Origin of the sequence: Bacillus cereus group sp. RP43 (assembly GCF_040459645.1) — a bacterium.
Taxonomy (GTDB): Bacteria; Bacillota; Bacilli; order Bacillales; family Bacillaceae_G; genus Bacillus_A; species Bacillus_A mycoides_C.
The window spans coordinates 3,755,775-3,771,701 of sequence record NZ_JARVHQ010000001.1; the positions used below are offsets into that span (position 1 = coordinate 3,755,775).

A 15,927-nucleotide genomic window follows, 5' to 3' on the forward strand; every position below is an offset into this window, starting at 1 on the left:
GTACTTAGCTGTTTTTTCGTTTTTGCACTTGTATACTAAACTCCTTTTCATACTTCTTACCATTTATATAGAAATTCCCCCATATTTTATATGTTCCTTCTTCTGGAAATGTAATACGATATTGTAATTGCTCATCTGTATCAACAGGAATGGCGTATAAAAAATGTTCCCTCGTTTCATCAACGATATAAAGAGCGTTGACTTCACCTCTTCCTGAATTTAATTTCAGCTTTTCTCCCTTTTTCGCTTGAAACTGAAATGTTAATGTCGCTGCCTCATTCGGATTTAATGCACCAAATAAAAGAGACACTTGATGCTCTCCTATATTTTTTGTAAGTACAGTATCAACAGGTAGTTTCTTTTTATTCTTGTCCTTGTTTTTCTCCTTTTTTTCTTCACCAAAATCTTTCTTAGAAAATGATTCCACGGACTTGTTTTCATCTTCATACAAAAATATCGTGTACTCTTCACCTTTCGCTACATCTGAAGATAGCTTATACGATCCATTTCCAGCAAATATAGGCTTCGTTTGTTGTATGTTTTTCAAATTCCCATCCACTATCACTGCTCGAATTTGATCGTTCACACCACGAACTTCATTATTCATTTTATTTAGCAATTGAAACGAAATATCGACTTTTTCATTTCCCTTTTTATTTTTCACATCCCATTTCACTTCTTGAACATCTCCGGTTGTTTCTACAGTTTCTTGATATTTTTTTATGTAAAATCCTCCTGCCACAATAAGTACTAGTGCAATAAGCCCAATGACAAGATTTTTCAAAATATCACCTACCATTTTTATTGTCTCTATCCATGCAAAACTTCTTAAATATATATTCTAGGTGATGATTCATGAAATCCTCCTATTTTGTACACATTACAAATATTAAAAAGGTTTTGATTGACAGGATTCGTAGTGTATAATGCAAATGATATTGATTTCTATCAATACATAATAAGGAGGACTTTTCATGAGTGTACATATCGAAGCAAAACAAGGCGAAATCGCTGAATCTATTCTATTACCTGGTGATCCATTACGTGCAAAATATATTGCTGAAACATTTTTAGAGGACGTTACTTGCTATAACAACGTACGTGGCATGTTAGGTTTCACTGGAACTTATAAAGGAAAGCGTGTATCTGTTCAAGGTACAGGTATGGGTGTTCCTTCTATTTCTATTTATGTAAACGAATTAATTCAAAGCTACGGAGTGAAAAATTTAATTCGTGTTGGAACATGTGGTGCAATTCAAAAAGATGTTAAGGTACGTGACGTTATTATTGCGATGACGGCTTGTACAGACTCTAATATGAACCGCTTAACATTCCCAGGTTTTGATTTTGCTCCTGCTGCAAACTTTGATCTTTTAAAGAAAGCTTATGATGCTGGAACAGAAAAAGGATTACACGTTCGTGTTGGTAACGTATTAACAGCAGATGTATTTTATCGTGAGAGCATGGACATGGTTAAAAAACTTGGAGATTACGGTGTATTAGCAGTAGAGATGGAGACGACTGCTCTTTACACATTAGCAGCTAAATATGGTGTAAATGCATTATCTGTATTAACAGTAAGCGACCATATCTTCACTGGTGAAGAAACAACATCTGAAGAGCGTCAAACTACATTTAACGAAATGATTGAAATCGCTTTAGATGCAGCAATTCAGCAATAGCACACTAAAGAACTTGTCATACGTCTGGCGAGTTCTTTTTTATGCTAAAATACTTCGACAGTCACTGCCCCTTCTCTTTATGTGACTTTCTATAAAAAACTACTTTAGAGAGAGACAGATTTCTCCCCTCTACTTTTTTGTAACCTTTGTTATAATTAAGGAATCATTTATATTACAGTATTTTTCATACGAGGTGAAACAGTGAAGAACAGAAGCATCGTCTTTAAACTATTTTTATTAACATCAACTTTATTTACAATCATATTTCTCCTTTTTTTCCTTGGACAATCTCTATTTTTAGAGAAGTTTTACATTAATAAAAAAGTAAAAACCGTTCAAACGGCTTTTGAAAAATTCGTAGATAATTACGAAAAAAGCGACCAAGGCTTTGAGGAAACTAGAAAATTAAAACAAGAATTTCATGATAAAACAAATGCCGAAATCCAATTTTTAGATTCTAAAGGAATTATTCAAAGTGACAACAATTACTACATTGATGTAATTAATCCTAAAAATAATGAAACATATTCCATTCCGCTCAATAATCTTTTAACGCCCGAAGAATATAAGAAATTCGAAAACTTAGGATTGAAAAAAGATGGCATGATAAACGTCGTCGGTTTGGTACAAGGGAACACAATAACGCCACTAGAATTGACAACAAATTATAATCGATGGCAAAACGAACATATCAATTCAGATTTTCAATCCATTAATGGCAATCCTTCTAAAAATAGACTTACAAACCGATACAAAACTGCGACTCAAATTGAGTTTACTGGTATTGTATCTAAGTTACAGCTTCCATCAAAAGCCGAGGTTCGTCTTGCAAATGATTTTGAAACATTACAAGCCGTTCAATATTTTGCAGAGATTATTAGAAATGGCACTGCTAACTCGCAGCAATTAAACACTTATATACTAGATGGCGGAGAGAATATAAAAAATAGTATCTTTGTAAAACCTATTATGGAAAACGGAAAAATTACACAATACGCTTTTGCGATAGCATCTTTGCAACCTGTTAATGAAGCGATGCTCGTTTTAAAGGATTATTATGTCTATGCCTTAATTATCGTGTTTCTCGTTATTATTTTGTTATCCTTCTACTACTCAAAAATCATTGTTAAACCATTAATTAAGATAAATCGCGTTACAAAAAAAATGGCCAACTTTGATTTTAGCGAGAAGTTACCTGTTGCAGCAGATGATGAAATTGGTGGATTATCAAGTAGTATTAATACACTCTCTGTAAATTTAAAAGATCGAATCGACCGATTAAATGTTGCCAATACAAAATTACAACAAGATATCGAACGCGAACGTCAATTGGAAAAAACGAGAAAAGAATTCATTTCTGGTGTATCTCATGAATTAAAAACACCACTTAGTGTTATTCGTAGCTTCGCTGAAGGTATTCAAGATGGCGTAAGTAAAGATACGACATATTATACAAATGTTATTTTAGAAGAAACAGAAAATATGAACAGGCTTATTGTTGAAATGTTAGAATTAGCAAAACTTGAATCTGGTACGTACAAACTAGAAATGTCGACATTCTCAATCGGTGAATTAATTCAACAAGTCTATACAAAATTATTATTTAGCATGGAAGAAAAACATTTACAAGTGGACATCCAGGCCGACGCTTCTCTATTTGTTAAAGCGAATCGTAGTCGTATTGAGCAAGTAGTTGTGAACTTACTTAGTAATGCAATTCGATACACTCCAGATGGAGAAAGAATACACGTCTCTGTTGTAGAAACGGAAGATATAGTGAAAATCGAAATTGAAAACACAGGCAATCCTATTCCAGAAGAAAGCCTTGAAAAAATTTGGGATCGCTTCTACCGTTTAGACGCTTCTCGTAGCCGTCATACTGGAGGTACCGGCCTTGGGCTATCTATTGTAAAAAACATTTTAGACTTACATCGCGCTGAATACGGCGTGTATAATACAACTAATAGTGTTGTATTTTATTTTAATTTACAAAAAGTGAAAGAAGTCAAATAATTTGTCTTAATTTCACTAGGAGTTCACATGAAATTCACACTCTCCCTTTATAGTAAGAAACAAGTTAATCCTTTCCTTTACACATATAAAAGAGGAGAGTGCGTAAAATGAAACAAGCAGGACAACCTATTCAAAACGAAAAACAATTAGAAACTATCAAAAATATACTTTTACAATCTTCGAAACGTGATGGCTTATTATTCGTATTAGCTGTAAATTCTGGCTTAAAAGTAAGTGAAATCTTACAATTAAAAGTTAGTGATGTAATCGATGAAGACGAAAATGTTCGCCATTCCATTTTATTTTACAATGAAAAAGTAAAGAAACATAAATGGTTTGCTGTAAATGAAGACTTACAGCACGCAATCGAAGACTACATGAAAGAACGTAAAACTTGGAAACGTAATGAACCATTATTAAAGTCTCAAAAAGGAACAAAGTCTATTACGAGACAACATGCATGGTACATTTTAAACAAAGCTGCAAAAGAAGTTGGATTAGAAGGGATTAGCTCACATACACTTCGAAAAACTTGGGGCTATTGTGCATACAAATCAGGTGTTGATATCGCATTTTTACAACACTTCTTTGACCACAGTACTCCATCAAAAACTTTAAAGTATATCGGTATTGCTTAATAACTCTTATACATAAAAAAGGTTACCATTTGTAAATTTGGTAACCTTTTTTATGTTTCATATTCTCTTTTCTTGTCTCTCCTATACTGTAGTGGTACTCTAATAGTAAGGGGGAGAAATTATGAACACACTAACAATTGAATTACCGAAAGAAACGGCTGAAAAACTTGATTTATTAAAGAAATCTTATGAAAAGAAAACAGGTGCTACCATTTCTGAAAGCACTCTTGTTCAAACACTTATCTCAAAGGAATTTATCCAAGCGATAACTCCTTTTGATTTACAACAATTCGTCAATGGAAAAGAACAGCAGTAATCGCTGTTCTTTTTTTTATTTATTTTCAAAAATATCAAAAGTTTTTTATTTATTTTTCGAAAAACTATTGACTATGATAATGATAACCATTATCATTTATTATGAAGCCAACAATTGATGAATCAACCAAACGCTCAGTAACATTGTTACCCCTCTTTTTCATATAGAAAAGCATTGTACATTCCCCCTGTTTGTACAGTGCTTTTCTTGTTTGTATTTATTCAAATAAATTTAACTGCTCTGGTTTCGGCTCACCATATGTAATATTTGCCATTTCCATCAACTGTTTCGCATTGTCTGCCGCATCCCCACCCGAATTATTGTTAAACAAAACGTATATGTCCTTAGTCTTTTTTTTCAATTGCTCTAATCGTTTTACCCATTCTTTCAACTCATTATTATTGTAGCGATATAAACAACGAACCGCTCTCCAATTTTCTCCTTTGTCAAGCCATCCATGAACATTCCGGCCATGAAAACGTATTAACGCCATGTCTGAGTTTGTTGCCTCTAATACAAGCGGTACTGATCCTATTCCTGCCTGAGGCTCATCGCAAATTGTATGAATCCATTTTTCTTGTTCTAAAAATTGTAACGTCTTATCTCTCATTTCTGGATAAAACCATGTTTGATTTCGAAATTCTATTGCACATGGGAAACCTTCCATTTTTTCTTTCGTGTATCGAAGTAAATCTACATTTTTCACTTTACAATCGAACCATGGTGGATATTGAAATAAAATCATTTTTAATTTATTCGCTTCTATTAAAGGAAGAATGGATTGTTTATACATATCAAACATCTCATCGAACGTAGAAAAAGGGATTTCCCCTTTCATATGTCCTGTCATTCCTTGATAAGCTTTTACTATAAAAGAAAAATCTTTCGGCGTTTCCATCGCCCATTTTGTATAATTCCGCGCAGGTTGTATCGCATAAAATGAACTATCTACTTCCACAATGGGAAATTGTTCACTATAAGTTCGCAATTTATTTCTATTTTCATAGGGATTACTATATAAAGAATCATGATCTCCCCATCCCGTCACTCCAATAAAAAGCAAACGAATTCCTCCCTTCCCAACTTTAGCTTACATTCATTCTATATTACTTCACAAAAATACCATCCGACCAATTTCATAAAGTAGCTCTCTCTTTAAGAGTATCCGTATAAAAATATGATATACTAAATGGAAGAATTTTTAAATTGAGGGGTTATTTATTTATGCTTCAAGACGATATTATTTTATCTCATGAAAATCGAATAAAAGAGTTGGAAAATAAAGTACGGTTATATGAAGAGCTTGTAAATCAATTACCACATCATTTTACATATAAAAATCCATATATTGGTTTACAAATAAAAAAAATGAGATCATCTCATTCTATTCAACACATACAACAAAAAGATAAAGAGCCTACCTTTCAGCTTACTTGCGATTCACTATTTTTATTTGAACAACTCGAAAAACATTTTGTTCATATTTTCGATGCATTTTCGCATCACGTCACTTTTATTGATAATAAAGGTAACATTACATTATGTAATCAAGCTGCAGCAGATGATTTTGTTGTAATACGAAATTCTATAATTGGGAAACCAATTCAACAATTATTAAACTTACCCGAAGAACAAATTAAAGCTATTGAAACGTTAAAAACGGGAACCGAAATATATAATGAAGAAGTGTTAGACAAAAACTATGGCATCGTAAACAACCGCATTATTCGTGATTATAATGGAGAGATTTTCCGGGTCATTAGTGTATTCCATTATTTAAATACAGAACGTGATGCCGAAAAGTTTTCCCTAGCTGGGCGAATTGCAGCTGGGATTGCACATGAAGTACGAAATCCTCTTACAACGGTACGTGGGTACTTGCAATTTCTACAAGATAGCGTTTCTCCATCCAGTAAAGAATTGTTTAAAAGTCTACTCATCCCTGAATTAGATCGTGCAAATAGTATTATTACAAAATTTTTAGCTATTTCAAAAACGCGTGAATTTACTAGAGAACATTTTCCAATCAATACATTTTTACGCGAGTATATTCAACAACTACTCGCTAGTGAAGTTTTTTTACACAACATTTCTATTGACTATGACTTTTCTACCGAATTAGATGGTGTACTCGTTAATATTGATCGTCATGAACTCGTGCAAGTTTTTTTAAATTTATTTCAAAATGCTGTCGATGCTCAAGGTGAAGAACCTCTTTCTATTCAAATTACTAGTTATCGCTTAGATAATTTTGTTCGTATTACTTTTAAAGATAATGGAACCGGCATTCCTCCAGCTATTCAAGAATATATATTTGATCCGTTTTTCTCTACAAAAGACTCAGGAACGGGACTGGGATTATCAGTAACGAAGAAAATTATTCAAAATCATAATGGCACATTAAAAGTTTCTAGTGATCACAGTGGGACAACTTTTACAATATCTATCCCATTGTTGCCCAAAAGAGAGAATTGAAGTGTCGATAAACAAAAACAGTGGGGGCAATTAAAAACTGCTCCCACTGTTTTTGTTTAACTCATCATTTTCCTAAAAAACTATATAAAATGAAACTTTAATCAGCATTTTTTACATCTCCTACTGCTTATTAACCCTAACTAATCAGCATTTTGCTAGATAGAAATCCTTCAAGCTCTTTAATTCCCCTTACTAAGTAGGTAAAACCCTTATTTTTTTTGAAATAGTAGTTTGTCCATCACGAATTTAGTTTTATTTTCATTTTATTATATTGAGACTATTTATTCTATAAAAGAAAGGAATGAAAAGATGAACAATAATAATAAAGGGAAAGTATTCTTCGGTAACGATTGTTGCGAAGTCCGGGCTTGTAGTTTTATTAACATCTCTAAATCTGAACTTAAAGAATTTATTAAAATCCTTCAAGCTCTTGGGCAAAATATTAAAGATATATTCCAAAATCCTTCTCAAAGTAATATTGATAAACTTATATCTACCCTAGATAATCTACAAAAATTCCTCAAATGTTTAGACTTATCACCTGCACAAGAAAAAATCGGAACTTCTATTATTACTAACCTACTAACTATTCTAAAAACAAAACCTTTCTCGTGCGGAGCATTATACGTTGAACTGCAAAGCCTGCTTAATTTTTTACTGTATATCGCTAAGTTATTTAAAGTTAATTGCTGTACTATCGACAAACTTGTTAAGCTGATTATAGAAATCCAAACCATTTTAGTTAAATATGGCTCTGGTTGCCTTGGTGGAGGTGCTACTGGTGCTACTGGTGCTACCGGCGCTACTGGACCTCAAGGACTTCGTGGTGCTACTGGTGCTACCGGCGCTACTGGACCTCAAGGACTTCGTGGTGCTACTGGTGCTACCGGCGCTACTGGACCTCAAGGACTTCGTGGTGCTACCGGCGCTACTGGGCCTCAAGGACTTCGTGGTGCTACTGGTGCTACCGGTGCTACTGGACCTCAAGGACTTCGTGGCGTTACTGGTGCTACCGGTGCTACTGGACCTCAAGGACTTCGTGGCGTTACTGGTGCTACCGGCGCTACTGGACCTCAAGGACTTCGTGGTGCTACTGGTGCTACCGGCGCTACTGGACCTCAAGGACTTCGTGGCGTTACTGGTGCTACCGGCGCTACTGGACCTCAAGGACTTCGTGGCGTTACTGGTGCTACCGGCGCTACTGGACCTCAAGGACTTCGTGGTGCTACTGGTGCTACCGGCGCTACTGGATCTCAAGGACTTCGTGGTGCTACTGGTGCTACCGGCGCTACTGGACCTCAAGGACTTCGTGGTGCTACCGGCGCTACTGGGCCTCAAGGACTTCGTGGCGTTACTGGTGCTACTGGTGCTACCGGTGCTACTGGACCTCAAGGACTTCGTGGCGTTACTGGTGCTACCGGCGCTACTGGACCTCAAGGACTTCGTGGTGCTACTGGTGCTACTGGACCATCGGGCACACCACTCCCTGTAACTATAGCAGCAATAGGCAACTCAAATCCTCAAACTATATCACCTGGAATAAATATCCAATTCAATCAAGTTTTTGAATTAAATAATATCACTTTTAATGACACTTCAGATACTTTAACTGTTTTAGAAACAGGAGTATACGATATTAGTTTCTCAGCATCTACAACCTTCCCGGGTTCTTCACCGTTTGGATTTGGTATTTCATTCAACAGTCAACCACCTACTCGTAATTTTTCAACTAACGTTATCGGTAGTGCGGTTTCTTTCTCCACAATTGTTACTTTAACAGCTGGTACAACAATCTCTGTACAACCTACAGCAAATACTATTTCCATCCCTAACACTGGTGACACAACGGCTACACTATCAGTCTTCCGAATTTACTAACTTTTAGTTTTCACCTTATTTTTGAACGACCAAGAATATTTGATTTATAGTAATTTGTATTATTTTGATTGTAAGTTAAATCTCTCTTTTAATAAAAAGGAGCACTTATTTTGGAGGATAAGTGCTCCTTCTTTACGTTTCTTTACTTCAAATTTACTCTAGCTTAATCCTCTTTTTGTATGATGAATAGTGAAGACAAAGACATGAAAGAGGGATGATAATGCGAATTATATCACTGACACGTTTTTGGTTTGTTCTTATGGTCTGCATAATTTTATGTATAGGATTTCTTTTAACTCTAAAATATTCAAATGTTTCAAAAGCAGAAAGAAAAACAGTTCCATACGAACTTCTGTATACAAAACAAAATAAAGTCCCGTATTCCTCTTCCACACAAAACGAAAAAAAAGTTATAAAAGGAATGCTTATTACAGAAGCTTCTAGTTATGAAAACCTACTTCAAATCGCTGAAACGATTAAAGATCAATATAAAAATAAAGACGTTGATGAAATAACACTCTCTATCCATAATAAAAATACTGGAAGTTACGAAGAGGAATTACCATATGAACCTATTAGTAAAGGAATAATAACCGTCACGTATGATTCTCAATCCTTCGGCAGTACCAATGTTACGCTAAATAAATAAACTGAAGCTTTTCCCACCCCACTGATTATTAAGTTAAACCAATCAAATTTTTATAGGCACCTCGATTCTCACCTAACTTCTTTTCTGTTGCCACATTTTGAATCGAGATAAAATCACTCATTTCTCATAAAAAAGAGGCGAACTCGTTATTCGCCTCTTTTGTTACCAAAATGGAATCCACTCTTTTACTTTATCTATCCATTCACTTTGCTGTTCTTTTCTTTGTTGTTCCTCTTCTTTTCGTTTTTTCTCTTCTTCTTTCCTTCGTTTTTCTTCCTCAATCGTTTTTAATTGTTTTGTATAATCCGCCTCAGGTATTAGTGATAACTGAAATGCCTTTTGAGTTGGATTTCCATTCGCTTTCTTCATAATGTCCCGGAACATTGTCGTTGTAATTTGACTGCCTCCTGGCACATAATGCTCACTATCCGTTTTATCATACCCTACCCAAATCGCACCTACTAAATCCGGTGTGTATCCAACAAACCACGAATCCTTCGCACCAGCGCTTGGTCCATTTACAAGCTGGGTAGTCCCTGTCTTACCTGCGGTATCGATATTATTAACTTTCGCTTTTTCACCTGTTCCCCTTTCAATAACACCTTTTAATAAGTATGTCATCTTTTGGGCAACTTTCTCGTTCGTCACACGAGTTTCTTTCTTATACCATTTTCCAATTGTTTCCCCTTCAGCATTTTGGATTTCTCTAATGGCATGAGCTTCTACTTGGACACCATCATTTGCAAATGTACTATACGCTTGAGCCATTACAAATGGAGAAGTCCCTACATGCATACCTCCTAAAGCAATCGGATACGTACGGTCTTCAGGCTCTAATGGAATACCAAACCGCTCTAAAGATTTCAATCCTTTATCTAATCCAATTTGCTCTAATAGCCAAACTGCTGAAACATTATATGACTTTGCCACTGCTTCATACATCGTCACATTACCATGGAACGTATGATCACTATTTTGTGGTGCATATTCTTTAATATTAAACGGTTCATCTTTTAAGACATCGTATACTTCATATCCTTGCTCTAACGCTGGTACATACACTGCAAGAGGCTTTAACGTTGAACCTGGCTGTCTTTTTAATTGTGTTGCATGATTAAACTGTAAAAATTGATAAGGACCTCTACCTCCAACTAAAGCCGGAACACCGCCAGTTTTTGGATTCATAAGGACCACTCCAGTTTGCATAAGCTGATCTGAACCACTATCTTTAAAATAACTATCATTATTCACAACATCTTCAACCGCTTGTTGTTTTTTCGGGTCAAGTTCCGTATAAATACGATAACCGCCTGCTAAAATTTCATTTTGTGTTAATTCATACTTGTCCATCGCTTCTCTAACAATATAATCTACGTATTGAGAATATTTCCCCTTATATTTATCGTCAACACCACGTCGTAATACAAGACCTGATTCTTTTTCCTGATTATATTGTTCTTCAGAAATATATCCTTGTTCCTTCATTAAACTTAATACAACATTACGTCTTTCAATTGACTTATTAAAGTTTTTATACGGCGAGTACGCAGATGGCGCTTTAATTAATCCTGCAATCGTTGCAGCTTCTGAAATTGTTAAGTCTTTTACCTCTTTATCAAAATAAGATTTAGCTGCTCTTTTTATCCCCCAAGCACCTTCACCAAAATAAATTTGATTCATATACATTTCAATAATTTCATCTTTCGTATAGGTACGTTCTATTTTTTTCGTTAGAAAGTATTCCTTTATTTTCCGTGAGAATGTACGGTCTTGCGTTAAAAATACATTTTTCGCAAGTTGCTGTGTAATTGTACTACCACCAGCCACAACTTCACCGGCTGTAATGTTCTTAAATACAGCACTTATGATTCCACTATAGTAAATACCATGATGACTAAAAAATTCCTTATCTTCTACTGCAACAATTGCTTGAACCATAACATCAGGAATATCTTTCCTTTTGACCCCTTCTGTTTTAGAAGAAGCTAATTTAGTCGCAACTTCATTATTTGCATCATAAATTAAAGTCGGTTGTGGCACAGCTTGTTTTAATTCAGATATATCTTGAATGGAAATTATTATATTTACAGCAATAAATAGAGTAACAAGCAAACTTCCCAATACAATTAATGAATTGCGTAGTTTCTTCCTCTGATTGAACCACTCAAGCGTTTTTTTAAAGTGAGTGTTCTTCAATTTCATTCGTTCACTTCCTTCGTTTGTTTACACGCTTCTTTTTAAAAGGAAGAATATACCTCCTTTTAAATTTATTATAATAACGTAGTCGTTCCTATAGTGTAAAGCTTTTCTTTCACATTCATACTTTTTACAAGAAAAGGACATTCTACAAGTAAGATATTTACCATTAATATTAATATTATTAATGCAACAATGTGAGTTATGTTAAGTTTTTGTAAACTTTTCGATAAAATGTTTTAAAAAACGACAGTTTTTTGTTAGAATTGACTAGCCAATATATTTTACATATATTACTTTTGTGGGGGTAACAATAATGGTCTTTAAATCAAAAAAAGATAAATTTTCTGAAATGCTAATGAACGTTTCCGAAAATTTAAAAGAAGGCGCGCAGTTTTTCGTGGAGTATAAAATTAAAAATGCTAGCGATTTAAAAGAATTTTCTATGCGCATGAAAGAATACGAGTCAAAAGGTGACTCATTTATTCACGAAATCATTATGGAGCTAAACAAAGCATTTATTACTCCTATTGAACGTGAAGACATCCTACAGCTTGCAATGAGTATGGATGATGTATTAGACGGATTAGATCACAGTGCTGGTCTGTTCGAAATGTATTCTATTACAGAAGCTGATGAATACATGATTAAATTCGTAGAAGCAATTAATCAATGTGCAATTGAAATTGCAAACTCTGTTGAACTACTGTCTAAAAAGAAGTTAGTCGACATTCGTACGAACGCGATTAAGATTAAGGATTACGAGTCACAATGTGATGATATTCGCCGTCATGCGATTAAGCACCTATTCTCTCGTGAGAAAGATCCGATTAAGATTATTCAATTTAAAGAGATTTACGAAGAGCTTGAAGAAGTAGCTGATAGCTGTCAAAGCGTTGCAAACGTATTAGAAACAATCATTATGAAGAACGCGTAAGGAGTTTGATCATGGATACACTCTTGATACTGACCGTTTTAGTAGTCATTTGCGCTTTAGCTTTTGACTTTATCAATGGATTTCACGATACAGCAAACGCTATTGCAACGGCTGTTTCAACGAAAGCTCTAAAGCCTAGACATGCAATTATTATGGCAGCTATTATGAACTTTTTAGGTGCGATGACATTTACAGGTGTAGCAAAAACTATTACAAAAGATATCGTTGACCCGTTTGCCTTGCCAAATGGTTCTCTTGTAATTTTAGCTGCTTTACTTGCGGCAATAGCTTGGAATTTGATTACTTGGTACTATGGTATTCCAAGTAGTTCTTCTCATGCAATTATTGGCGCAATCGCAGGTGCAGCAATTGCTGCTGCTGGTATTAGCTCACTAAACTATAAAGGGTTTATAAAAATTCTCGAAGCTTTAATCATTTCACCGATTATCGCTTTTGTTATTGGTTACATCGTATATAGTATTTTTAAAGTGGTCTTTAAAAACTTTAACTTAACGAAAACGAACAAGAACTTCCGTATATTCCAGATTTTCACCGCTGCATTACAAGCTTATACGCACGGTACGAATGATGCACAAAAAGCAATGGGAATCATTACGATGGCTCTTATGGCCAATAACTATCATACTTCTGACGACATCCCGTTCTGGGTACAATTATGTTGTGCAATCGCAATGGGTCTTGGTACTTCTGTCGGTGGATGGAAAATTATTAAAACTGTCGGTGGACAAATTATGAAAATTCGTCCTGTAAATGGTGTAGCTGCTGATTTATCATCATCACTTGTTATTTTCGGCGCAACATTCATTCACTTACCGGTTAGTACAACGCACGTTATCTCTTCTTCTATTTTAGGGGTTGGTGCTTCACATCGTGTGAAAGGTGTAAAATGGGGAACTGCAAAACGCATGTTAATTACATGGGTTATTACACTTCCTATTTCAGCTTCTTTAGCTGCATTATTTTACTACTTATTACACTTAATCTTTTAATCAAAAGTCGTCTTCCTTATTTTTCTAGGAAGACGACTTTTTTGTGAACAAGCCTATTTCTTATTAAAAAGCGTGTATAATGATTGATGGATAAGTTATATAGAGGAGTTGGCAATTTTGGAATACATCATGTTACTTTTCATCGGATTAATCGCCGGGACAGTCGGGAGCCTAGTCGGACTTGGAGGCGGAATTATTATCGTTCCGTTATTAATTGGATTACACAGTTTATCACCACAACTCGCAGTAGGAACTTCTATGGTAACAGTCGTTTTTACAGGGCTGGCTTCTACCCTTACTTATATGAAACATAAACGGGTAGATTATAAAAGTGGACTTATTTTATTTATCGGGAGTGGCCCTGGTGGTATTATCGGATCATGGGCAAACAAATTTTTAAACCAAGATACATTTTCTTTATACTTTGGGATTTTTCTTATATTCGTCTCCATTCTTCTTATACTACGAGACAAATTGAAACCTCTTTCCCTATCAAATATGACTGTAATTAAGCGATCTTTTACAGATAACGAAGGAAATACTGTAGACTATCAATTTCCACCATTTCTCGCTATCTTTATTGCCTTTATAGTTGGATTTATATCCGGATTATTTGGAATCGGTGGTGGTGCCTTACTTGTGCCAGCGATGATGCTCCTTTTTGCGTTCCCAGCACACATTGCTGTAGCAACTTCAATGTTTATCGTATTTCTCTCAGCAATTGTAAGTTCTTTAACTCACATCTCTCTAGGAAATGTCAGCTGGGCTTATGCACTAATTCTTATTCCTGGTGCATGGATTGGCGGAAAAATCGGGGCTTATATTAACACAAAATTAAGCGGTAATGCAGTAATTAATTTATTACGTATCACATTAATTATTCTTGGAACTAGATTAATCATTACTTCATTTTTATAACGCGTTCTTTCTAGAATGCGTTTTTTCTTATACACATGAATATAAAAAGGCTCCTAGGAGAACAAATAAAACTAAACAAACACTTAATAACATAAAATTTGAAATATGTAATTTCTTCAAGTTGATCACTCCTATAGCTATGACTGTTATCTTTATGATAGCGAAAAAACAGTTATCTTACAGTTACAAAGTGCTAACAATGCAAAATCATTTATTACAAATTTTATCCTTATATTTCATTTCTTTGTATAATCTATCGATTCAATAAAAAAAGATGTCATATTGACACCTTTTTAGTGAAGAAGTGACCATCCCATAAAGTCTTCATGTACTTGGCACGCCCTCTTATCGTTTCGATCATATAATTCAGCATAACTATCTGTTTCTTCATCATAAGCCATCGTATAAATAATTTGGCCGTCTATTTCAACGGATAAAACGACTCCACCTTTCATCTCTTCTACATGAATGATAGCATTCGCCGGAATTCTCATATCCGTCATCTTCATCGCATCTAACAATATACTAAACCCCCTACAGCGTATTCATTGCTAGTACTATTACACACTAAATAGTATACTACTGTAATAGCATACATTTCGTCAATGAAATTGCTGTTTAAAAAGCATATTGTCTTTATACATATACGCTAAAATATAAGAAATAGAAATGTTTTAATGGGGGGCTAACATTGATTCTACATAAGGGAGATGTATTATTCCGTCAAGGTGAGGACGGTCCATTATATTTTATAAAAACAGGTTTATTAAAAGTTATTAGGTTAGAAGAAGACGGAACACCATTTTTATTTAATATTATCGTTCCTGGTGAAACGATACCTCACCATTCTTTAATTTCACCGAAGGAATATCACGGTACAGCTATCGCTTTAATGAAAACAGAAGTGGAGCCTATAATTAGCAATGAATGGTACGACAAACTTCAGGCAAATCCTGCATCATATGAAAATATCGCTATACAATTACAATCGAAGTTAAGAATGATGCAGCAGCGTATCGATCAATTGACAACTGTCTCTCCTAAAGAGCGCCTTCATCGTTTACAAGAATGGTTCACCTTATATTTAGGTGACATCCCTATTTATGAAATATTAACACAAACTGAAATTGGCCAGCTCATAGGTGTACGCCGCGAAACAGTTAATCGCTTATTAAGAGAACAAGCAAAAAACGAGGTAAAATAATACCTCGTTTT

Annotated in this window: 15 protein-coding genes; 11 read left to right on the forward strand and 4 right to left on the reverse strand. The window is 34.8% G+C overall.

All coding sequences use genetic code 11. The annotated features are described in order from the left end of the window. Positions 1-4 precede the first annotated feature (4 nt). Positions 5-799: a hypothetical protein gene (locus QCI75_RS19555; protein ID WP_353761041.1), complete on the reverse strand. Its 795-nt coding sequence runs from the start codon at positions 797-799 to the stop codon at positions 5-7. A 175-nt stretch (positions 800-974) separates the two neighbouring features. On the opposite strand from QCI75_RS19555, the gene deoD reads away from it, so the two are divergent. The 4 genes from deoD (at position 975) to QCI75_RS19575 (ending at position 4,649) form a co-directional block, all read left to right on the forward strand. Continuing rightward, positions 975-1,682: a purine-nucleoside phosphorylase gene (gene deoD, locus QCI75_RS19560; RefSeq protein WP_000110707.1), complete on the forward strand. Its 708-nt coding sequence runs from the start codon at positions 975-977 to the stop codon at positions 1,680-1,682. 201 nt (positions 1,683-1,883) lie between these two features. Then, positions 1,884-3,695 (forward strand): sensor histidine kinase, encoded by a 1,812-nt coding sequence (locus QCI75_RS19565; protein WP_353761042.1) that lies wholly within the window; start codon positions 1,884-1,886, stop codon positions 3,693-3,695. 107 nt (positions 3,696-3,802) lie between these two features. Next, on the forward strand, positions 3,803-4,333 hold the full coding sequence (locus tag QCI75_RS19570; protein WP_000806230.1) for a tyrosine-type recombinase/integrase: 531 nt from the start codon (positions 3,803-3,805) through the stop codon (positions 4,331-4,333). A 121-nt stretch (positions 4,334-4,454) separates the two neighbouring features. Then, a complete protein-coding gene (locus QCI75_RS19575) occupies positions 4,455-4,649 on the forward strand; it encodes a DUF3924 family protein (RefSeq protein WP_002149425.1) in 195 nt (64 codons plus the stop codon). A 217-nt stretch (positions 4,650-4,866) separates the two neighbouring features. On the opposite strand, the gene QCI75_RS19580 is transcribed toward QCI75_RS19575, so the two are convergent. Next, positions 4,867-5,712 (reverse strand): DUF72 domain-containing protein, encoded by an 846-nt coding sequence (locus tag QCI75_RS19580; RefSeq protein WP_098776740.1) that lies wholly within the window; start codon positions 5,710-5,712, stop codon positions 4,867-4,869. Positions 5,713-5,873: 161 nt separating this feature from the next. On the opposite strand from QCI75_RS19580, the gene QCI75_RS19585 reads away from it, so the two are divergent. From QCI75_RS19585 to QCI75_RS19595, 3 genes are all read left to right on the forward strand, one after another. Beyond that, complete coding sequence (locus QCI75_RS19585; RefSeq protein WP_353761043.1) at positions 5,874-7,124, forward strand: ATP-binding protein; 1,251 nt, start codon at positions 5,874-5,876, stop codon at positions 7,122-7,124. 309 nt (positions 7,125-7,433) lie between these two features. Then, positions 7,434-9,002 (forward strand): Gly-Xaa-Xaa repeat protein, encoded by a 1,569-nt coding sequence (locus QCI75_RS19590; protein WP_353761044.1) that lies wholly within the window; start codon positions 7,434-7,436, stop codon positions 9,000-9,002. A 220-nt stretch (positions 9,003-9,222) separates the two neighbouring features. Then, positions 9,223-9,651 (forward strand): hypothetical protein, encoded by a 429-nt coding sequence (locus tag QCI75_RS19595; RefSeq protein ID WP_144507001.1) that lies wholly within the window; start codon positions 9,223-9,225, stop codon positions 9,649-9,651. Positions 9,652-9,813: 162 nt separating this feature from the next. On the opposite strand, the gene QCI75_RS19600 is transcribed toward QCI75_RS19595, so the two are convergent. Further along, positions 9,814-11,853, reverse strand: a complete 2,040-nt coding sequence (locus tag QCI75_RS19600; protein WP_353761045.1) for a transglycosylase domain-containing protein — start codon at positions 11,851-11,853, stop codon at positions 9,814-9,816. A gap of 310 nt (positions 11,854-12,163) precedes the next feature. Here QCI75_RS19600 and QCI75_RS19605 point away from each other — a divergent pair, with 310 nt between their 5' ends. The 3 genes from QCI75_RS19605 to QCI75_RS19615 all read left to right on the forward strand — a co-directional run bounded on the left by QCI75_RS19605 (position 12,164) and on the right by QCI75_RS19615 (position 14,712). Continuing rightward, complete coding sequence (locus QCI75_RS19605) at positions 12,164-12,784, forward strand: DUF47 domain-containing protein (RefSeq protein ID WP_000231445.1); 621 nt, start codon at positions 12,164-12,166, stop codon at positions 12,782-12,784. A gap of 11 nt (positions 12,785-12,795) precedes the next feature. Beyond that, complete coding sequence (locus tag QCI75_RS19610; RefSeq protein WP_002201172.1) at positions 12,796-13,794, forward strand: inorganic phosphate transporter; 999 nt, start codon at positions 12,796-12,798, stop codon at positions 13,792-13,794. A 117-nt stretch (positions 13,795-13,911) separates the two neighbouring features. Continuing rightward, complete coding sequence (locus QCI75_RS19615) at positions 13,912-14,712, forward strand: sulfite exporter TauE/SafE family protein (RefSeq protein ID WP_002086690.1); 801 nt, start codon at positions 13,912-13,914, stop codon at positions 14,710-14,712. Between the two features lie 293 nt (positions 14,713-15,005). On the opposite strand, the gene QCI75_RS19620 is transcribed toward QCI75_RS19615, so the two are convergent. Next, entirely contained in the window at positions 15,006-15,233 is a 228-nt protein-coding gene (locus tag QCI75_RS19620) for a hypothetical protein (protein WP_000883004.1), read from the reverse strand. A gap of 170 nt (positions 15,234-15,403) precedes the next feature. Here QCI75_RS19620 and QCI75_RS19625 point away from each other — a divergent pair, with 170 nt between their 5' ends. Next, the gene (locus tag QCI75_RS19625) at positions 15,404-15,916 is read left to right on the forward strand and encodes a Crp/Fnr family transcriptional regulator (RefSeq protein ID WP_002149445.1); all 513 of its coding nucleotides are present in this window, start codon (positions 15,404-15,406) and stop codon (positions 15,914-15,916) included. Positions 15,917-15,927: the final 11 nt, after the last annotated feature.

Bases quoted from the DNA above. Each gene is read 5' to 3' on its own strand.
- QCI75_RS19555 (WP_353761041.1), bottom strand. From the start codon at position 799: ATGGTAGGTGATATTTTGAAAAATCTTGTCATTGGGCTTATTGCACTA.
- deoD (WP_000110707.1), top strand. From the start codon at position 975: ATGAGTGTACATATCGAAGCAAAACAAGGCGAAATCGCTGAATCTATT.
- QCI75_RS19570 (WP_000806230.1), top strand. From the start codon at position 3,803: ATGAAACAAGCAGGACAACCTATTCAAAACGAAAAACAATTAGAAACT.
- QCI75_RS19575 (WP_002149425.1), top strand. From the start codon at position 4,455: ATGAACACACTAACAATTGAATTACCGAAAGAAACGGCTGAAAAACTT.
- QCI75_RS19585 (WP_353761043.1), top strand. From the start codon at position 5,874: ATGCTTCAAGACGATATTATTTTATCTCATGAAAATCGAATAAAAGAG.
- QCI75_RS19590 (WP_353761044.1), top strand. From the start codon at position 7,434: ATGAACAATAATAATAAAGGGAAAGTATTCTTCGGTAACGATTGTTGC.
- QCI75_RS19595 (WP_144507001.1), top strand. From the start codon at position 9,223: ATGCGAATTATATCACTGACACGTTTTTGGTTTGTTCTTATGGTCTGC.
- QCI75_RS19600 (WP_353761045.1), bottom strand. From the start codon at position 11,853: ATGAAATTGAAGAACACTCACTTTAAAAAAACGCTTGAGTGGTTCAAT.
- QCI75_RS19605 (WP_000231445.1), top strand. From the start codon at position 12,164: ATGGTCTTTAAATCAAAAAAAGATAAATTTTCTGAAATGCTAATGAAC.
- QCI75_RS19610 (WP_002201172.1), top strand. From the start codon at position 12,796: ATGGATACACTCTTGATACTGACCGTTTTAGTAGTCATTTGCGCTTTA.